The organism is Streptomyces sp. NBC_00086 (assembly GCF_026343255.1).
Classification (GTDB): domain Bacteria; phylum Actinomycetota; class Actinomycetes; order Streptomycetales; family Streptomycetaceae; genus Streptomyces.
Genome location: NZ_JAPELZ010000001.1, coordinates 6,857,135 through 6,873,965 on the forward strand (window position 1 = coordinate 6,857,135; position 16,831 = coordinate 6,873,965).

Annotated in this window: 14 protein-coding genes; 8 read left to right on the forward strand and 6 right to left on the reverse strand. The window is 70.9% G+C overall.

Annotated features, from left to right (window positions below; translation table 11 throughout):
* Positions 1-121: 121 nt before the first annotated feature.
* From secD to OG276_RS31175, 4 genes are all read left to right on the forward strand, one after another.
* Positions 122-1,909 (forward strand): protein translocase subunit SecD, encoded by a 1,788-nt coding sequence (gene secD / locus OG276_RS31160; protein ID WP_266910357.1) that lies wholly within the window; start codon positions 122-124, stop codon positions 1,907-1,909.
* Between the two features lie 3 nt (positions 1,910-1,912).
* Positions 1,913-2,965, forward strand: coding sequence for a protein translocase subunit SecF (secF, locus tag OG276_RS31165; RefSeq protein WP_266910359.1), 1,053 nt, complete (start codon positions 1,913-1,915; stop codon positions 2,963-2,965).
* Positions 2,962-3,516 (forward strand): adenine phosphoribosyltransferase, encoded by a 555-nt coding sequence (locus tag OG276_RS31170; RefSeq protein WP_266910361.1) that lies wholly within the window; start codon positions 2,962-2,964, stop codon positions 3,514-3,516. The genes secF and OG276_RS31170 overlap by 4 nt, the downstream gene beginning before the upstream one ends.
* A gap of 291 nt (positions 3,517-3,807) precedes the next feature.
* Positions 3,808-6,258: a bifunctional (p)ppGpp synthetase/guanosine-3',5'-bis(diphosphate) 3'-pyrophosphohydrolase gene (locus OG276_RS31175; protein ID WP_266910363.1), complete on the forward strand. Its 2,451-nt coding sequence runs from the start codon at positions 3,808-3,810 to the stop codon at positions 6,256-6,258.
* A 96-nt stretch (positions 6,259-6,354) separates the two neighbouring features.
* Here the strand turns inward: OG276_RS31175 and OG276_RS31180 are convergent, their stop codons facing one another.
* Together OG276_RS31180 and OG276_RS31185 are read right to left on the reverse strand one after the other, a co-directional pair.
* Entirely contained in the window at positions 6,355-7,584 is a 1,230-nt protein-coding gene (locus OG276_RS31180; RefSeq protein WP_266910365.1) for a DUF349 domain-containing protein, read from the reverse strand.
* Positions 7,585-7,807: 223 nt separating this feature from the next.
* Positions 7,808-8,590, reverse strand: a complete 783-nt coding sequence (locus OG276_RS31185) for a peptidylprolyl isomerase (protein ID WP_266910367.1) — start codon at positions 8,588-8,590, stop codon at positions 7,808-7,810.
* Between the two features lie 153 nt (positions 8,591-8,743).
* Between OG276_RS31185 and OG276_RS31190 the strand changes: the two genes are divergently transcribed.
* Both OG276_RS31190 and hisS read left to right on the forward strand, forming a co-directional pair.
* A complete protein-coding gene (locus OG276_RS31190; protein WP_266910369.1) occupies positions 8,744-9,454 on the forward strand; it encodes an MBL fold metallo-hydrolase in 711 nt (236 codons plus the stop codon).
* Between the two features lie 10 nt (positions 9,455-9,464).
* Positions 9,465-10,724: a histidine--tRNA ligase gene (hisS, locus tag OG276_RS31195; protein WP_266910371.1), complete on the forward strand. Its 1,260-nt coding sequence runs from the start codon at positions 9,465-9,467 to the stop codon at positions 10,722-10,724.
* Positions 10,725-10,929: 205 nt separating this feature from the next.
* Here hisS and OG276_RS31200 read toward each other — a convergent pair whose 3' ends face one another.
* From OG276_RS31200 to OG276_RS31215, 4 genes are read right to left on the reverse strand one after another with little or no spacing between them, the layout of a single operon-like run.
* Positions 10,930-11,562, reverse strand: coding sequence for a response regulator transcription factor (locus OG276_RS31200; RefSeq protein WP_266910373.1), 633 nt, complete (start codon positions 11,560-11,562; stop codon positions 10,930-10,932).
* A 13-nt stretch (positions 11,563-11,575) separates the two neighbouring features.
* The gene (locus OG276_RS31205; RefSeq protein WP_266910375.1) at positions 11,576-12,814 is read right to left on the reverse strand and encodes a sensor histidine kinase; all 1,239 of its coding nucleotides are present in this window, start codon (positions 12,812-12,814) and stop codon (positions 11,576-11,578) included.
* Positions 12,772-13,641 carry an ABC transporter permease gene (locus OG276_RS31210; protein ID WP_266910377.1) on the reverse strand — a complete coding sequence of 290 codons (870 nt, stop codon included), beginning with the start codon at positions 13,639-13,641 and terminating at the stop codon, positions 12,772-12,774. The genes OG276_RS31205 and OG276_RS31210 overlap by 43 nt, the downstream gene beginning before the upstream one ends.
* Positions 13,638-14,516 (reverse strand): ABC transporter ATP-binding protein, encoded by an 879-nt coding sequence (locus OG276_RS31215; RefSeq protein WP_266910379.1) that lies wholly within the window; start codon positions 14,514-14,516, stop codon positions 13,638-13,640. The genes OG276_RS31210 and OG276_RS31215 overlap by 4 nt, the downstream gene beginning before the upstream one ends.
* Positions 14,517-14,672: 156 nt before the next feature.
* Between OG276_RS31215 and OG276_RS31220 the strand changes: the two genes are divergently transcribed.
* Positions 14,673-15,293 carry a vitamin K epoxide reductase family protein gene (locus tag OG276_RS31220; protein ID WP_266910381.1) on the forward strand — a complete coding sequence of 207 codons (621 nt, stop codon included), beginning with the start codon at positions 14,673-14,675 and terminating at the stop codon, positions 15,291-15,293.
* A 68-nt stretch (positions 15,294-15,361) separates the two neighbouring features.
* Positions 15,362-16,717, forward strand: a complete 1,356-nt coding sequence (locus OG276_RS31225) for a replication-associated recombination protein A (protein WP_266910383.1) — start codon at positions 15,362-15,364, stop codon at positions 16,715-16,717.
* Positions 16,718-16,831 lie beyond the last annotated feature (114 nt).

A 16,831-nucleotide genomic window follows, 5' to 3' on the forward strand; every position in this document is an offset into this window, starting at 1 on the left:
GGCAGCCCCGACGGTCCTGGCCAGTGACCCTTCTGCGGGGGGCAGGGGTCCCCACACACATTTCGGTGGCCGTCCACGCGCTGACCCGGCGCGGGACGGTTGGACAGGGAGATACGACAAGGTGGCAGCACCGAAGAAGGGCCGGCGGCCCACGGGGGCTCAGGGGAGGCCGGGGCGTTCCCTGGCCATCATCCTGATCGCGATGGTGGCGCTCACCGCGGGGATGTTCCTCACGAAGCAGACGACGCCGCGACTCGGCATCGACCTCGCCGGCGGTACGAGCATCACGCTCAAGGCCAAGAGCGAGCCCGGCAAGCCGGACGCGATCAACGAGACCAACATGAACACGGCGGTCGGCATCATCGAGCGCCGCGTCAACGGTCTCGGTGTGTCGGAGGCCGAGGTTCAGACCCAGGGCCGCGACCACATCATCGTGAACATCCCCAAGGGGACGAACGATCAGCAGGCGCGCGACCAGGTCGGTACCACCGCCCAGCTGTACTTCCGCCCCGTGCTCGCCACGGCGGAGGGTGCGCCGGTCGCGCCCGAGGCCAACCCGAGCGGCTCCCCGAGCGCCGCCCCGAGCGGTTCCGGCAGCCCGTCCGCCAGCGCGGCCACCCCGTCGTCCAGCGCCACTTCCCAGGGCCGTGCGGTCAGTGAGGCCCTCAAGGCCCCGAACGCCCCCTCTCCCTCGCCCTCGGCGAGCGTGTCGAAGAAGGCAGACGACAAGGCCACCCCGTCCACGTCGCCGTCCGCGCCGACCGCCGACCAGGCCGCCGCCGCGGACCTGCAGGCGAAGTTCGCCGCGCTGGACTGCAGCAACGAGGCGCAGCGCACCGCCGTCAAGCAGAACGTCAAGCCCGAGGACCCGACGCTCGCCTGCGGCAAGCGCGACGGCGTCTGGTTCAAGTGGGTCCTCGGCCCGGCGCAGGTCAACGGCCAGGACGTCAAGGACGCCAAGGGCATCATCGACCCGCAGCGCGGCATGTGGATCGTCACGATGCAGTTCACCGACAGCGGCGCCGACAAGTTCGCCAAGATCACCGGTGAGCTCGCGGCCAAGCAGTCCCCGCAGAACCAGTTCGCCATCGTGCTCGACGGCGAGGTCATCTCCGACCCGTCCGTCAGCCAGGCGCTGACCGGCGGCAACGCCGAGATCTCCGGCGGCTTCAACCAGCAGTCCGCGCAGGACCTGGGCAACATGCTCTCGTACGGCGCCCTGCCGCTGTCCTTCCAGGAGGACAGCGTCACCACCGTCACCGCCGCGCTCGGCGGCGAGCAGCTGAAGGCCGGCCTCATCGCCGGTGCCATCGGCCTCGCCCTCGTGGTGATCTACCTGCTGGCGTACTACCGGGGCCTGGCGTTCGTCGCCATCATCAGCCTCATCGTCTCCGGCATCCTCACCTACACGATCATGGTGCTGCTCGGTAAGGGCATCGGCTTCGCGCTGAACCTGCCGGCCGTCTGCGGTGCCATCGTCGCGATCGGCATCACCGCCGACTCCTTCATCGTGTACTTCGAACGCATCCGGGACGAGATCCGCGAGGGCCGCACCCTGCGTCCGGCCGTCGAGCGCGCCTGGCCGCGCGCCCGTCGCACCATCCTGGTCTCCGACTTCGTGTCGTTCCTGGCCGCCGCGGTGCTGTTCATCGTCACCGTCGGCAAGGTGCAGGGCTTCGCCTTCACCCTGGGTCTGACGACCCTGCTCGACGTGGTCGTGGTGTTCCTCTTCACGAAGCCCGTCATGACGCTGCTGGCCCGTACGAACTTCTTCGCCAGCGGTCACCCGTGGTCCGGGCTGGACCCGAAGCGACTGGGCGCGAAGCCGCCGCTGCGACGCTCGCGTCGTACCGGCTCCGACGCGGCCGCCGCGACCGTCTCCGTTCCCGTCGACGCAAAGGAGGCGTGAGAGATGTCGAAGCTCGGAGATCTCGGCGCCAAGCTGTACCGAGGTGAGGTCGGCTACGACTTCGTCGGCAAGCGCTTCGTCTGGTACGGCGTTTCCATCCTGATCACCATCACGGCGATCGTGGCCGTGGCCGTCTCGGGCCTGAACATGGGCATCGAGTTCAAGGGCGGTGCCGTCTTCACCACCCCGAAGACCTCCGTCTCGGAGGCCCAGGCCCGCGAGGACGCGGAAGAGGCCTCCGGCCACCCCGCGATCGTCCAGAAGCTCGGCACCGGCGGCCTGCGCATCCAGATCTCGGAACTGGGCACCGATGCCGCGGCCGACGTGAAGGCCAAGCTCGCCACCGACCTCAAGGTCGACGCGGCCGACATCAACGCGGACCTGGTCGGCCCCAGCTGGGGCGAGCAGATCGCCAACAAGGCCTGGACGGGCCTCGGCGTCTTCATGGTCCTCGTGGTGATCTACCTGGCCATCGCCTTCGAGTGGCGGATGGCCGTCGCGGCACTGATCGCGCTGATCCACGACCTCACCATCACCGTCGGCGTGTACGCGCTGGTCGGCTTCGAGGTCACCCCGGGTACGGTCATCGGTCTGCTGACCATCCTCGGTTACTCCCTCTACGACACCGTCGTCGTCTTCGACGGTCTCAAGGAGGGCTCGAAGGACATCACCAAGCAGACCCGCTGGACGTACAGCGAGATCGCCAACCGCAGCATCAACGGCACCCTGGTCCGCTCGATCAACACCACCGTCGTGGCGCTGCTCCCCGTCGGCGCGCTGCTCTTCATCGGTGGCGGCATCCTCGACGCCGGCATGCTGAACGACATCTCGCTGTCGCTGTTCGTCGGCCTCGCGGCCGGCGCCTACTCGTCGATCTTCATCGCGACCCCGCTGGTCGTGGACCTGAAGGAGCGCGAGCCGGCGATGAAGGCCCTGAAGAAGCGGGTGCTCGCGAAGCGGGCGTCGGCGGAGGCCAGGGGCGAGTCGCCCGAGGACGCCGGGACCGAAGGCACGCCCGAGGTAGTGGCCCAGGGCCGGTCGGGACGCCGCCGGTGACCGCGGAGCTGCCCTCCGGCGTACGGGACCTGCTGCTCAGCCGGATCACCGACGTGGCGGACTACCCGAAGCCGGGCGTGATGTTCAAGGACATCACCCCGCTGCTGGCCGACCCGAAGGCGTTCGGCGCCCTCACGGACGCGCTGGTGGCCCTGGCCGGGCAGTACGGAGCGACGAAGATCGTCGGTCTGGAGGCGCGGGGATTCATCCTGGCGGCTCCGGTGGCCGTCCAGGCGGGCATCGGCTTCGTGCCGGTCCGCAAGGCCGGGAAGCTGCCCGGGGCGACGCTCCTGCAGTCCTACGACCTGGAGTACGGGTCGGCGGAGATCGAGATCCACGCGGAGGCGCTGTGCGCCGACGACCGGGTCATGGTCATCGACGACGTGCTGGCCACCGGCGGCACCGCTGCCGCCTCGCTGGAGCTGATCCGCCGGGCCGGGGCGGCGGTTGCCGGGGTTGCGGTCCTGATGGAGCTTTCGTTCCTCCCGGGTCGTGAGCGGCTGGCCGGGGCCCTTGGCGGGGCTCCGCTGGATGCGCTGATCGTCGTCTGACGACGCTGTTCCCGCCGAAGCGGGCGTGCACCGGGATTTCCCGGAGCGCGCCCGCTTCGGCGTGTGCGGGCCGCTGCGCGGGGCTGAGTCCCCTACCCGCCCTTCGCCCGTTCCCCGGGGCTCCGCCCCGGACCCCGGTCCTCAAACGCCGGACGGGCTGGATGTGCACTGGTCGGGGTGGACTCGGGGAACGGGGTGGCGGAACCCTCGCTACGATGGGTTATCCGGACCGGACACGGGCACCGGATCCTCCCCCACACTCCGTGCGGGGGGACCCCCTGAGGAGCGCTCTTGCCAGACGAGGTCCAGCCAATCTCCGCCGCGCAGCCCGATCCGCAGGCCGAGCCGGCCGCGGCGGGCCCCGCCGCGCCGCCGGCCGCCCCGGTTCCGCCGACCCCGGCGCCCGCGCCTCCGGTCAAGCCCGCGTCCGCGAAGTCGGCCGGGTCCTCCAATCGGGTGCGCGCCCGGCTGGCCCGTCTCGGCGGGCAGCGTTCCAACCCGTACAACCCGGTCCTGGAACCGCTGCTCCGCATAGTCCGCAGCAACGACCCGAAGATCGAGACGGCCACGCTGCGGCAGATCGAGCAGGCCTACCAGGTCGCCGAGCGCTGGCACCGCGGTCAGAAGCGCAAGAGCGGCGACCCGTACATCACCCACCCGCTCGCGGTGACCACGATCCTCGCCGAGCTGGGCATGGACCCGGCCACGCTGATGGCGGGGCTCCTCCACGACACCGTGGAGGACACCGAGTACGGGCTGGAGGACCTGCGGCGCGACTTCGGCGACGCGGTGACCCTGCTCGTCGACGGGGTCACCAAGCTCGACCGGGTCAAGTTCGGCGAGGCCGCCCAGGCCGAGACCGTCCGCAAGATGGTCGTCGCCATGGCCAAGGACCCCCGGGTCCTGGTCATCAAGCTCGCCGACCGCCTGCACAACATGCGCACCATGCGGTACCTCAAGCGGGAGAAGCAGGAGAAGAAGGCCCGCGAGACCCTTGAGATCTACGCCCCGCTGGCGCACCGGCTGGGCATGAACACCATCAAGTGGGAGCTGGAGGACCTCGCCTTCGCGATCCTCTACCCCAAGATGTACGACGAGATCGTGCGGCTGGTGGCCGAAAGGGCACCCAAGCGGGACGAGTACCTCACGGTCGTCACCGACGAGGTGATGGCCGACCTCCGGGCCGCCCGCATCAAGGCCACCGTCACAGGTCGCCCCAAGCACTACTACAGCGTCTACCAGAAGATGATCGTCCGCGGCCGCGACTTCGCCGAGATCTACGACCTGGTCGGCATCCGGGTCCTCGTCGACACCGTCCGGGACTGCTACGCCGCCCTCGGCACCGTGCACGCGCGATGGAACCCGGTCCCCGGCCGGTTCAAGGACTACATCGCGATGCCGAAGTTCAACATGTACCAGTCGCTCCACACGACGGTCATCGGACCCAGCGGCAAGCCCGTCGAGCTGCAGATCCGCACTTTCGACATGCACCGCCGCGCCGAGTACGGCATCGCCGCGCACTGGAAGTACAAGCAGCAGACGGTCGCCGGCACCTCGAAGGTACGGACGGACGTGCCGCAGGCGGCCAAGGGCAGCGCGGGCCACGACACCGTCAACGACATGGCCTGGCTGCGCCAGCTGCTGGACTGGCAGAAGGAGACCGAGGACCCGAGCGAGTTCCTCGACTCCCTGCGCTTCGACCTCTCGCGCAACGAGGTCTTCGTCTTCACGCCCAAGGGCGATGTCATCGCCCTGCCGGCCGGCGCCACCCCCGTCGACTTCGCGTACGCCGTCCACACCGAGGTCGGCCACCGGACCATAGGGGCGCGGGTCAACGGGCGGCTCGTACCGCTCGAATCGACCCTCGACAACGGCGACCTGGTCGAGGTCTTCACCTCCAAGGCCGAGGGCGCCGGCCCGTCCCGCGACTGGCTGGGCTTCGTCAAGTCCCCCCGGGCCCGCAACAAGATCCGCGCCTGGTTCTCCAAGGAGCGCCGCGACGAGGCGATCGAACACGGCAAGGACGCCATCGCGCGGGCCATGCGCAAGCAGAACCTGCCGATCCAGCGCATCCTGACCGGGGACTCCCTCGTCACCCTCGCGCACGAGATGCGCTACCCCGACATCTCCTCGCTCTACGCGGCGATCGGCGAGGGCCACGTCACCGCGCAGAACGTCGTCCAGAAGCTGGTCCAGGCCCTCGGCGGCGAGGACGCGGCCAACGAGGACATCGAGGACAGCATCCCGCCGGCCCGCGGCCGCAGCACCCGCCGCGGCAACGCCGACCCCGGCGTGGTGGTCAAGGGCGTCGAGGACGTGTGGGTCAAGCTGGCCCGCTGCTGCACCCCGGTGCCGGGCGACCCGATCGTCGGCTTCGTCACGCGCGGCAGCGGCGTATCGGTCCACCGCGCGGACTGCGTCAACGTGGACTCCCTCTCCCAGGAGCCCGAGCGGATGCTGGAGGTCGAGTGGGCGCCCACCCAGTCCTCCGTCTTCCTGGTCGCCATCCAGGTCGAGGCGCTGGACCGGTCCCGGCTGCTCTCCGACGTCACCCGGGTGCTGTCGGACCAGCACGTGAACATCCTGTCGGCGGCCGTACAGACGTCCCGCGACCGGGTGGCCACCTCCCGGTTCACCTTCGAGATGGGCGACCCGAAGCACCTGGGCCACGTCCTGAAGGCCGTACGGGGCGTCGAGGGCGTCTACGACGTCTACCGCGTGACCTCGGCCCGCAGGCCGTAGCAGGGGAACCGTACGAAGGAGCAGGGGAACCGTACGAAGACGGAAGGGCCCCGGTACGCAGTGCGTACCGGGGCCCTTCCACGTGCGGGGCGGTGGTCAGCCGCCGAACTCCTCAAGGCCCTTCAGCGCCTGGTCCAGCAGGGCCTGACGGCCCTCCAGCTCCCGGGACAGCTTGTCGGCCTTGGAGTTGTTGCCCTGCGCGCGCGCCGCGTCGATCTGGCCGCGCAGCTTGTCGACCGCCGCCTGCAGCTGCCCCGTCAGACCGGCCGCACGGGCCCGCGCCTCCGGGTTCGTACGGCGCCACTCGCCTTCCTCGGCTTCCTGGATCGCCCGCTCGATGGTGTGCATCCGGCCCTCCACCTTGGGACGCGCGTCCCGCGGTACGTGGCCGATGGCCTCCCAGCGCTCGTTCAGGGAACGGAACGCGGCACGGGCCGCCTTCAGGTCCGTGATCGGGACGAGCTTCTCGGCCTCGTCGGCCAGCTCCTCCTTCAGCTTCAGGTTCTCCACCTGCTCGGCGTCGCGCTCCGCGAAGACCTCGCTGCGGGCCGCGAAGAACACGTCCTGGGCGCCGCGGAAACGGTTCCACAGGTCGTCCTCGGACTCGCGCTGCGCGCGGCCCGCGGCCTTCCAGTTGTCCATCAGCTCGCGGTAGCGCGCGGCCGTCGGACCCCAGTCGGTCGACTTCGACAGCGACTCGGCCTCCGCGACCAGCTTCTCCTTGACCTTGCGGGCGTCCTCGCGCTGCGCGTCGAGCGAGGCGAAGTGCGCCTTGCGGCGCTTGGAGAAGGCGGAACGGGCGTGCGAGAAGCGGTGCCACAGCTCGTCGTCCGACTTGCGGTCGAGGCGGGGCAGACCCTTCCAGATGTCCACCAGGGCCCGCAGCCGCTCGCCGGCGCTGCGCCACTGGTCGCTCTGCGCCAGCTCCTCGGCCTCGGCCACCAGTGCGTCCTTGGCCGTACGGGCCTCGTCCGTCTGCTTGGCCTTCTGGACCTTGCGCTCCTCGCGGCGCGAGTCCACGGTCGCCACCAGCTTGTCCAGCCGCACGCGCAGCGCGTCGAGGTCACCGACGGCGTGGTGCTCGTCCACCTGCGTACGCAGGTGCTCGATGGCCGTCTGGGCGTCCTTGGCGGCCAGATCGGTGGTCCGCACCCGTCGTTCGAGGAGGCCGATCTCGACCACCAGGCCCTCGTACTTGCGCTCGAAGTAGGCCAGGGCCTCCTCCGGGGTACCGGCCTGCCACGAGCCGACGACCTTCTCGCCATCGGCAGTACGCACGTACACGGTGCCGGTCTCGTCGACTCGGCCCCACGGGTCGCTGCTCACAGCGCCTCCTCCACCTGATGCCTTGCGAGGGGTTCACCCCCTGGGCATCGTCCACAGTTTCCTGGGGCGGGCCGCGCCCGCCCTGCACAACGCCAACATAGGCGACCGCCGGGCCGGCTGTCCGCATCCAGCACGACGGAATATCGCCGTACCGGAGCGCCTTGGAGGAAATCGATTCGGGGAAATCGAGGAGACAGCCCGGGCCCGGGGCGCCCGGTCCCGGTCAGTTCTGGGTGACGGTGCCCTTCTCGATCGTCACGGGGGTCTTGGGGGCCCCGTCCTGGCCGCCGTCGGCCACACCGGCCTTGGCCACCTCTTCGAGGACCTTCAGGCCGGCCGCGTCGATCTTGCCGAAGGGGGTGTACGTGGGGGCGAGCGGGCTGTCCTTGTAGACCAGGAAGAACTGGCTGCCGCCCGAGCCGGGCTGGCCGGTGTTGGCCATCGCCACCGTGCCCGCCGGGTAGATGACCTGTCCGGTCTCGTTGGGCTTGCCCAGGGCGTCGAGGTTCTCGTCCGCGATGGTGTAGCCGGGGCCGCCCGTGCCGGTGCCCTGCGGGTCACCGCACTGCAGGACGAAGATCCCGCCCGTGGTCAGGCGGTGGCACTTGGTGTTGTCGAAGTACTTCTTGTCGGCGAGCGACTTGAACGAGTTGACCGTCTGCGGGGTCTTCGCCGCGTCCATCTCGAACGTGATGTCGCCCGCGCTGGTCTTCAGGCCGAAGGTGTACTTCGCCTTGGCGTCGATCGCCATCGCCGGGGAGGGGGACTGCTGCGGGGTGGGCGCGGCCGAGGGAGTCGCGGCCGGGTCGGCCGCCTCGTCCTTCTTGTCCTTGTCGAACACGCCGCCGGCCACGAGGCCGACCAGCGCCGCGACGACCACGGCCACCGCCGCACCGATCACGGCCAGCCGCTTGCGCGACTTCTGCCGCGCCTCGGCACGCCGCTGCTGCTGGCGTTCGTACTTTTCCCTGGCGAGCTGGCGCCGCCGCTGATCGCTCGTGACCACCGGGTCGTCTCCTTGTGCGTATCTGGTACCACTGTCCGGGCTGGGTTAGGCCGTACCGTATATGGGTTCGCTGTGTAATGAGCGGCGCCGGTAGGCTCTGAGCAGCAGCATTCCTATCTGCAGCCTCCCGCCGGACGACGATTGAGGACGAACGTGCTGATTGCCGGATTCCCCGCCGGGGCCTGGGGGACCAACTGTTACGTGGTCGCCCCCGCCGCCGGTGAGGAGTGCGTCATCATCGACCCGGGCCACCAGGCCACCCAGGGTGTCGAAGAGACGCTGAAGAAGCATCGGCTCAAGCCCGTCGCCGTCGTCCTCACCCATGGCCACATCGATCATGTGGCCTCGGTGGTCCCGGTGTGCGGAGCACACGACGTACCGGCCTGGATCCACCCCGAAGACCGCTTCATGATGAGCGACCCGGAGAAGGCCCTCGGCCGTTCCCTCGGCGCCCAGCTCATGGGCGAGCTCACGGTGGGGGAGCCCTCGGACGTCAAGGAGCTCACCGACGGCGCGAAGCTCGCCCTCGCGGGCATGGAGCTCACCGTGTCGCACGCCCCCGGCCATACCAGGGGGTCGGTGACCTTCGGGATGCCCGCGGCGGCGGACATCCCGCCGCTGCTGTTCTCGGGCGACCTGCTCTTCGCCGGCTCCATCGGGCGTACGGACTTCCCCGGCGGCAGCCACGCCGACATGCTCGAATCGCTGGCCCGCGTGTGCCTGCCGCTCGACGATTCGACCGTGGTGCTGCCCGGACACAACGAGCACACGACCATTGGCCGTGAGCGAGCCACCAACCCGTACCTGCGGCAGGTGGCCGCCGGCCTGGGAGACGGCTTCACGTCTCCACGACGAGGAATGTGACGAGAGTTTCGTGAGTACTTTTCAGGCCCCCAAGGGCACGTACGACCTGCTGCCGCCCCGCTCCGCCACCTTCCTGGCGGTGCGCGAGGCGATCTCCGCGCCCCTGAAGAACTCCGGCTACGGGTACGTGGAGACCCCCGGCTTCGAGAACGTCGAGCTGTTCTCGCGCGGCGTCGGCGAGTCCACCGACATCGTCAGCAAGGAGATGTACACCCTCACCACGAAGGGCGGCGACCAGCTCGCCCTGCGTCCCGAGGGCACCGCCTCCGTGCTCCGCGCCGCCCTGCAGGGCAACCTCCACAAGCTCGGCGGCCTGCCCGTCAAGCTCTGGTACTCCGGCTCCTACTACCGCTACGAGCGGGCCCAGGCGGGCCGTTACCGCCACTTCTCCCAGGTCGGCGCCGAGGCGATCGGAGCCGAGGACCCGGCCCTGGACGCCGAGCTGATCATCCTGGCCGACCAGGCGTACCGCTCACTGGGCCTGCGCAACTTCCGCATCCTGCTGAACTCGCTCGGCGACAAGGAGTGCCGCCCGGTGTACCGGGAGGCCCTCCAGGCCTTCCTGCGCGGGCTCGACCTCGACGCGGAGACCGTGCGACGGGCCGAGATCAACCCGCTGCGCGTGCTCGACGACAAGCGGGCCGACGTGCAGAAGCAGCTCGTCGGCGCCCCGATGCTGCGCGACTACCTCTGCGATGCCTGCAAGGCGTACCACGAGGAGGTGCGGGCGCTGGTGACGGCGGCCGGGGTCGTCTTCGAGGACGACGAGAAGCTCGTGCGCGGCCTGGACTACTACACCCGCACCACCTTCGAGTTCGTCCACGACGGTCTGGGCTCCCAGTCGGCGGTGGGCGGCGGCGGCCGTTACGACGGCCTCTCCGAGATGATCGGCGGCCCGGCGCTGCCTTCGGTGGGCTGGGCGCTGGGCGTCGACCGTACGGTGCTGGCGCTCGAAGCCGAGGGTGTCGAACTGGACATCCCCGCCGCGACCTCCGTCTTCGCGGTGGCGCTCGGTGCGGCGAAGCCGGTGCTGTTCGGTCTGGTGACCGAGCTGCGGCGGGCCGGTGTGGCCGCGGACATCTCCTACGGGGGCAAGGGCCTCAAGGGTGCGATGAAGGACGCGAACCGGAGCGGGGCCCGCTTCGCGGTCGTCGCTGGGGACCGTGACCTCGAAGAGGGCGTGGTCCAGCTGAAGGACATGCAGTCCGGGGAGCAGACGCCGGTGGCCGTCGCCGAGCTCGTGGACACGGTCCGGGCGAAGCTGGCCTGACGGTCGCCGCCTGGTGGGGCGGGGTCGGGGGATCCGCTGCGCGGAGTTCTCCCCGCCCCGCCCTTTCGCCGTTTCCCGGGGCTCCGCCCCGGACCCCGCGCGGCGTTTGAGCGCACCGGGCGCGCAGCGCCCGGAACGGGGTCCGGGGCGGAGCCCCGGTTTCGGGAAGGGGTGGGGTGGGGGAAGCCCCGCGCAGCGGCCGCCGTTACAGGAGGCCGTGCCGCATGGCCGTGGTCACCGCCGCGGTGCGGTCCGTGACCTCCAGCTTCGCGAAGATGCGCAGCATGTGCGTCTTGACCGTGGACTCCGCCACGAACAGCCGGCGGCCGATCTCGGCATTGGTCGCGCCCCCGGCGACCAGGCGGAGCACCTCCACCTCCCGGTCGGAGAGCCGCGGCAGCGACGGGCGGGTGCGGAGCCGGTCCACCAGGCGGCCCGCCACCGTCGGGGCGAGGACCGTCTCGCCGCGCACGGCCGCCCGGACCGCGGCCGCCAGTTCCGCCCGCGCCATGTCCTTCAGCAGATAGCCCGCCGCCCCCGCCTCCACCGCGCGCAGGATGTCCCGGTCCTCCTCGTAGGTGGTCAGCACCACCACCCGTACCGGCAGCCGGGCCGCCGTGATGCGGGCGATCGATTCGACTCCGTCGCCACCCGGCATCCGCAGGTCCATCAGGATCAGGTCCAGGCCGCCTTCGGGGACCAGCCGCGCGGCGAGCGCCTCCGCCTGCGGGCCGTTCGAGGCCTCCGCGACGACCTCCAGGTCCGGTTCGGCGGCGAGCATGCCGCGCAGGCCCTCCCGTACCACCGGGTGGTCGTCGGCCAGCAGGATGCGGATCATCTCGTACGGCTCCTCAGCGGATCGGGAGGGTCACGGTGACGGTGGTTCCGGCCGAGGCGGCGCTGTCCACCCTCGCGGCGCCGCCCACCTCCGCGGCGCGGGCGAACAGTCCCCGCAGGCCGTAGCCGGGGGCGGGGGCCGCCGGGTCGAAGCCCCGGCCGGTGTCCCGGACCGTGAGGGTCAGCTCGGAGCCCCCGTAGGCGAGGGACACCGCACAACGGGCCTGCGGTCCGGCGTGCTTGGCGGCGTTCGACAGGGATTCCTGGCAGGACCGCAGGGCCACCACCTCCAGCACCGCGGCCAGCGGCCGGACCTCCCCGGTCACCGAGACGGCCGCCGGCGGATCGTGCCGGGCCGCGAGCCGCCGTACCGCGTCGGGCAGCGAACCGCCGTCGAGATCGGCGGGCGCGCCGCCCGCGACCAGGGCGCGGGCCTCGGCCAGGTTCTGCCGGGCGGTGACGGCCATCAGGTCCAGATGGCGCCGGGCCCGCTCCGGATCGGTGTCCAGCTCCGACTGCACGGCCTGTACGAGCATCAGCAGACTGGTGAAGCCCTGGGCGAGGGTGTCGTGGATCTCGCGGGACATGCGTTCCCTTTCTGCGTGGGCGCCGCGTTCAGCGGAGAGCCGGGCCACCTCCTCCCGGCTGGCGTCGAGTTCCGCGATGAGGGAGGCCCGCTGCCGGCTCTGCTCGATGATCCGGATGATCCAGGCACCGAAGAAGGCGGAGAAGAGGAAGGTGACGAGCGCGCCGAGCCCGCTCGCGAAGACGAAGTGCCCCTCCGGCCGCCACACCAGCGCCCAGCCCGCCACCGGCAGCAGGCACAGCAGGCCCACCGCGGTGACCGCCCGCCGCAGCGGCAGCAGCATGAAGCACTGCGGGGCGAGGGCGAAGGTGATCAGCCGGGCCTCGCCGGCCAGGGCGGCGGCCGGCAGGAAGAGGGCCAGCGCCACGCCCAGGTAGCGGGCGGAGCGCCGGGACTCGGCGCCGGGCTCCAGCAGGAGCAGCGGGCGTCCGGCGCCCAGGTAGCAGGGGATCAGGAGGGCGAGCAGGGCGGCGGCGGTGATCCGGTACGCCGGCCCGGGGGAGTCCGCGCCGAGGACGAAGGCCGCGGTCGCGATCCACACGACCCCGAAGTAGAGGTCCCACGGCCCGAACGCGCGGTCCCAGACGTGGGACTCGCGCGCTCCGGCCGCCTCCGCGAAGCCGCTCAGCCGTCGCGCCGGTTCTTCCACTTGAAGGTCAGCAGGCACAGCACCAGCCCCCCGAGCACCCAGGCGCCCAGGACCAGGGCGACCCGCCCATACTCCCAGGCACCGGCCTGTTCGAAAACGGCCGCGGACTCGGGAAGGAACACCCCGCGCAGTCCCTGGCACATCCACTTGAGCGGGAACAGCGCACCGATGTTCAGCAGCCAGTCGGGGATCTGGTGGACCGGGATGAACACCCCTGAGATGAACTGCAGGATCAGGAAGGGCAGGACCACGACCGAGCTGGCGCTCTTGCCGGACTTGGGCAGGCTGCTGATCGCGATGCCGAGCAGGGCGCAGCCGGCCAGGCCCAGGGTGAAGATCCACGCGAACGTCAGCCACTTCGCGGCGGACGTCGGCAGATCGAGGTCGAACAGGGTGGAGCCGACCAGCAGCAGGATCGCGGTCTCGGCGAGGCCGGTGGCCAGCACCATCCACACCTTGCCGAGGAAGTACGCCGCCGGCGGCATCGGGGTCCCGCGCAGCCGGCGCAGCACCTTCTCGTCGCGTTCGACGGCGATGGAGATGCCGAGGGACTGGAAGCTGGTGGACATGATGCCGGCGGCGACCATGCCTGCCGCGTACATCTGGGAGGCGGTGACCCCGGTGCCCTCCATGCCTTCGCTGAAGATCGAGGCGAAGAGCGCGAGGAAGACGATGGGGAAGGCGAAGGTGAAGATCACCGCGTCGCGCTGGCGGACGAACTGCCTGATCTCCAGCACCCCGCGGCTCAGACCGAGGGACCAGGCGCCGGGCAGCGCCCCGGCCCCGCCCGTGCCCGTACGCGTGCCCGTGGCCTTGCCCGTACTCGTACCCGTCTGCGTGCTCATCGGGGCTCCCCCTGCCGCGTCGTGTTCCGGTCGAGCTGGCCCGTGAGGCGCAGGTACACGTCCTCCAGGGTGGGTCGGGTGATCCTCAGGTCGGGGACCTCCCCGTCGAAGCGGGCCGCGAGTTCCGCGACCGTACGGGTGGGCGTCTCGGTGGAGGTGCTGCGCGGGCCGCCGTCCCGGTCGGTCCACTCGACGGTGGCGCCGGTCCCGAGGCGGGCGCGCAGTGCGGCCGGCTCGCCCTCGGCCACGACCTTGCCGCGGGCGATGACCGCGAGCCGGTCGGCGAGGGCCTCGGCCTCCTCCAGGTAGTGGGTGGTGAGCACGATGGTGGTGCCCGAGTCGGACAGCAGCCGGATCAGGTCCCAGAACTGCCGCCGGGCCGCCGGGTCGAAACCGGTCGTGGGCTCGTCCAGGAGCAGCAGCTCGGGGTCGCCGATGACCCCGAGCGCCACGTCGAGGCGGCGCCGCTGCCCGCCGGAGAGGGTCTTGAGCCGGTGGCCGCGCTTGCCCTCCAGGCCGACCAGGGCGATCACCTCGGCCGGATCGCGCGGGGCCGGGTAGTAGCGGGCGAAGTGCTCGACCGTCTCCCGTACCGTCAGTTCGGCGGGCGCCGACTCGTCCTGCCAGACGATGCCGACGCGCGAGCGCCAGGCCCGGCCGGCGGTCGCGGGGTCCGCGCCGAGGACGAGCACCTCGCCGCCGTCCCGCTCCCGGTGCCCCTGGAGTATTTCCACCGTGGTGCTCTTGCCGGCGCCGTTGGGCCCCAGGAGGCCGAAGACCTCGCCCCGCCGGATCGTCAGGTCCAGTCCGTCCACTGCGGTGACCTCGCCGTACTGCTTGCGGAGCCCCCGTACTTCCACCGCGTTCTCTGTCATGTCTCCCATGGTGTGGCGGAAGCCCGCCCACCGGTCCCCCCGTGCGTACCGCCTCCTGTCCGTCGATCGGTGGACAGTCGCCGGACGGTGGACAGCCCGGCCGGGTACGGCACAATGGCCGGTGCTTGTTGACCTTGCAGATGTGGAGCGGGCCGGATGACGACACGAGGGACCGATACGGACACCGCCGAGCCGCGGACGGCCGTCGGCGGCAGCCGGGCGCTCGCCCTGCTGCTGGTGATCACGGGAGCCGCGGGTCTGCTCGCCGCCTGGGTCATCACGATCGACAAGTTCAAGCTGCTGGAGGACCCGGACTTCGTCCCGGGCTGCAGCCTCAACCCGATCGTCTCCTGCGGCAACATCATGAAGAGCGACCAGGCGTCGGTCTTCGGCTTCCCGAACCCGATGCTGGGCCTGGTCGCCTACGGCATGGTCGTGTGCGTCGGCATGAGCCTGCTCGCACGGGCGCGCTTCCCGCGCTGGTACTGGCTCACCCTGAACGCCGGGATGCTCTTCGGCGTCGGCTTCTGCACCTGGCTGATGTACCAGTCGCTGTACAACATCAACTCCCTGTGCCTGTGGTGCTGCCTGGCCTGGGTCGCCACCATCGTCATGTTCTGGTACGTCACCTCGCACAACGTCCGCCACAGGCTGCTGCCGGCCCCCGGCTGGCTGCGCGGCCTCTTCGACGAGTTCACCTGGGTGCTGCCCGTCCTGCACATCGGGATCATCGGGATGCTGATCCTGACCCGCTGGTGGGACTTCTGGATGTCCTGACCTCCTGACCTCCCGCCCACCTGATCCGTCCGGACGGGAGTGTCGGTGGGCTCGCATAGGCTTCCGGTGTGGAACCAGATCTCTTCACCGCAGCCGCCGAAGACCGCCAGGCGAAGGACCCCTCCAGTTCTCCGCTCGCCGTCCGGATGCGTCCGCGCACCCTGGACGAGGTCGTCGGGCAGCAGCACCTGCTGAAGCCCGGCTCCCCGCTGCGCCGGCTCGTCGGGGACGGAGCGGGCGGTCCCGCCGGCGCCTCCTCGGTGATCCTCTGGGGCCCGCCGGGCATCGGTAAGACCACGCTCGCGTACGTGGTGAGCCAGGCGACGAAGAAGCGGTTCGTCGAGCTGTCCGCGATCACCGCCGGTGTGAAGGAAGTACGGGCCGTCATCGAGGGCGCCAAGCGGGCGGCCGGCGGATACGGCAAGGACACCGTCCTCTTCCTCGACGAGATCCACCGCTTCAGCAAGGCGCAGCAGGACTCGCTGCTGCCGGCCGTGGAGAACCGCTGGGTCACGCTGATCGCCGCGACCACGGAGAACCCGTACTTCTCGATCATCTCCCCGCTGCTGTCCCGCTCGCTGCTGCTGACGCTGGAACCGCTGACGGACGAGGACCTGAGCGCCCTGATGCACCGGGCGCTGACGGAGGAACGGGGCCTCGGGGGCGCGGTCACCCTGCCCGCGGACGCGGAGGCGCACCTGCTGCGGATCGCCGGCGGAGACGCGCGGCGCGCGCTGACGGCCCTGGAAGCGGGCGCGGGCTCGGCGATCGCCAAGGGGGAGCCGGAGATCAGCCTCCAGACGGTGGAGGAGGCCGTCGACCGGGCCGCGGTGAAGTACGACCGGGACGGCGACCAGCACTACGACGTGGCGAGCGCGCTGATCAAGTCGATCCGGGGCTCGGACGTGGACGCGGCGCTGCACTATCTGGCCCGCATGATCGAAGCGGGGGAGGACCCGCGGTTCATCGCGCGCCGGCTGATGATCTCGGCCAGCGAGGACATCGGACTGGCCGACCCGACGGCCCTGCCGCTCGCCGTGGCCGCCGCCCAGGCGGTGGCGATGATCGGCTTCCCGGAGGCCTCGCTCACGCTGTCGCACGTGACGATCGCGCTGGCGCTGGCCCCGAAGTCGAACACCGCGACGACGGCGATCGGCGCGGCGCTGGCCGATGTCCGGGCCGGACTGGCGGGGACCGTCCCGGCGCACCTCCGCGACGGCCACTACAAGGGGGCGGCGAAGCTGGGGCACGCGGTGGGGTACGTGTACCCGCACGACGTGCCCGGCGCGATTGCTGCGCAGCAGTACGCGCCGGATGCCGTGCACGGCAAGCGGTACTACGAGCCGACCCGGTACGGGGCCGAAGCCCGTTACGCGGACGTGGTGGAAAAGGTCCGCGAGCGGCTCCGGGGCGCCGGCTCCTGACCTGCGGGGCCGCTCCCGGGGGCGCCGCCCCCGGACCCCCGCGCCTCCAACGCCGGCGGGGCTGAATGCGGCTGAGGCCGGGGCTTCACCCCGCGCAGCGGCGTCGTGTCGCGG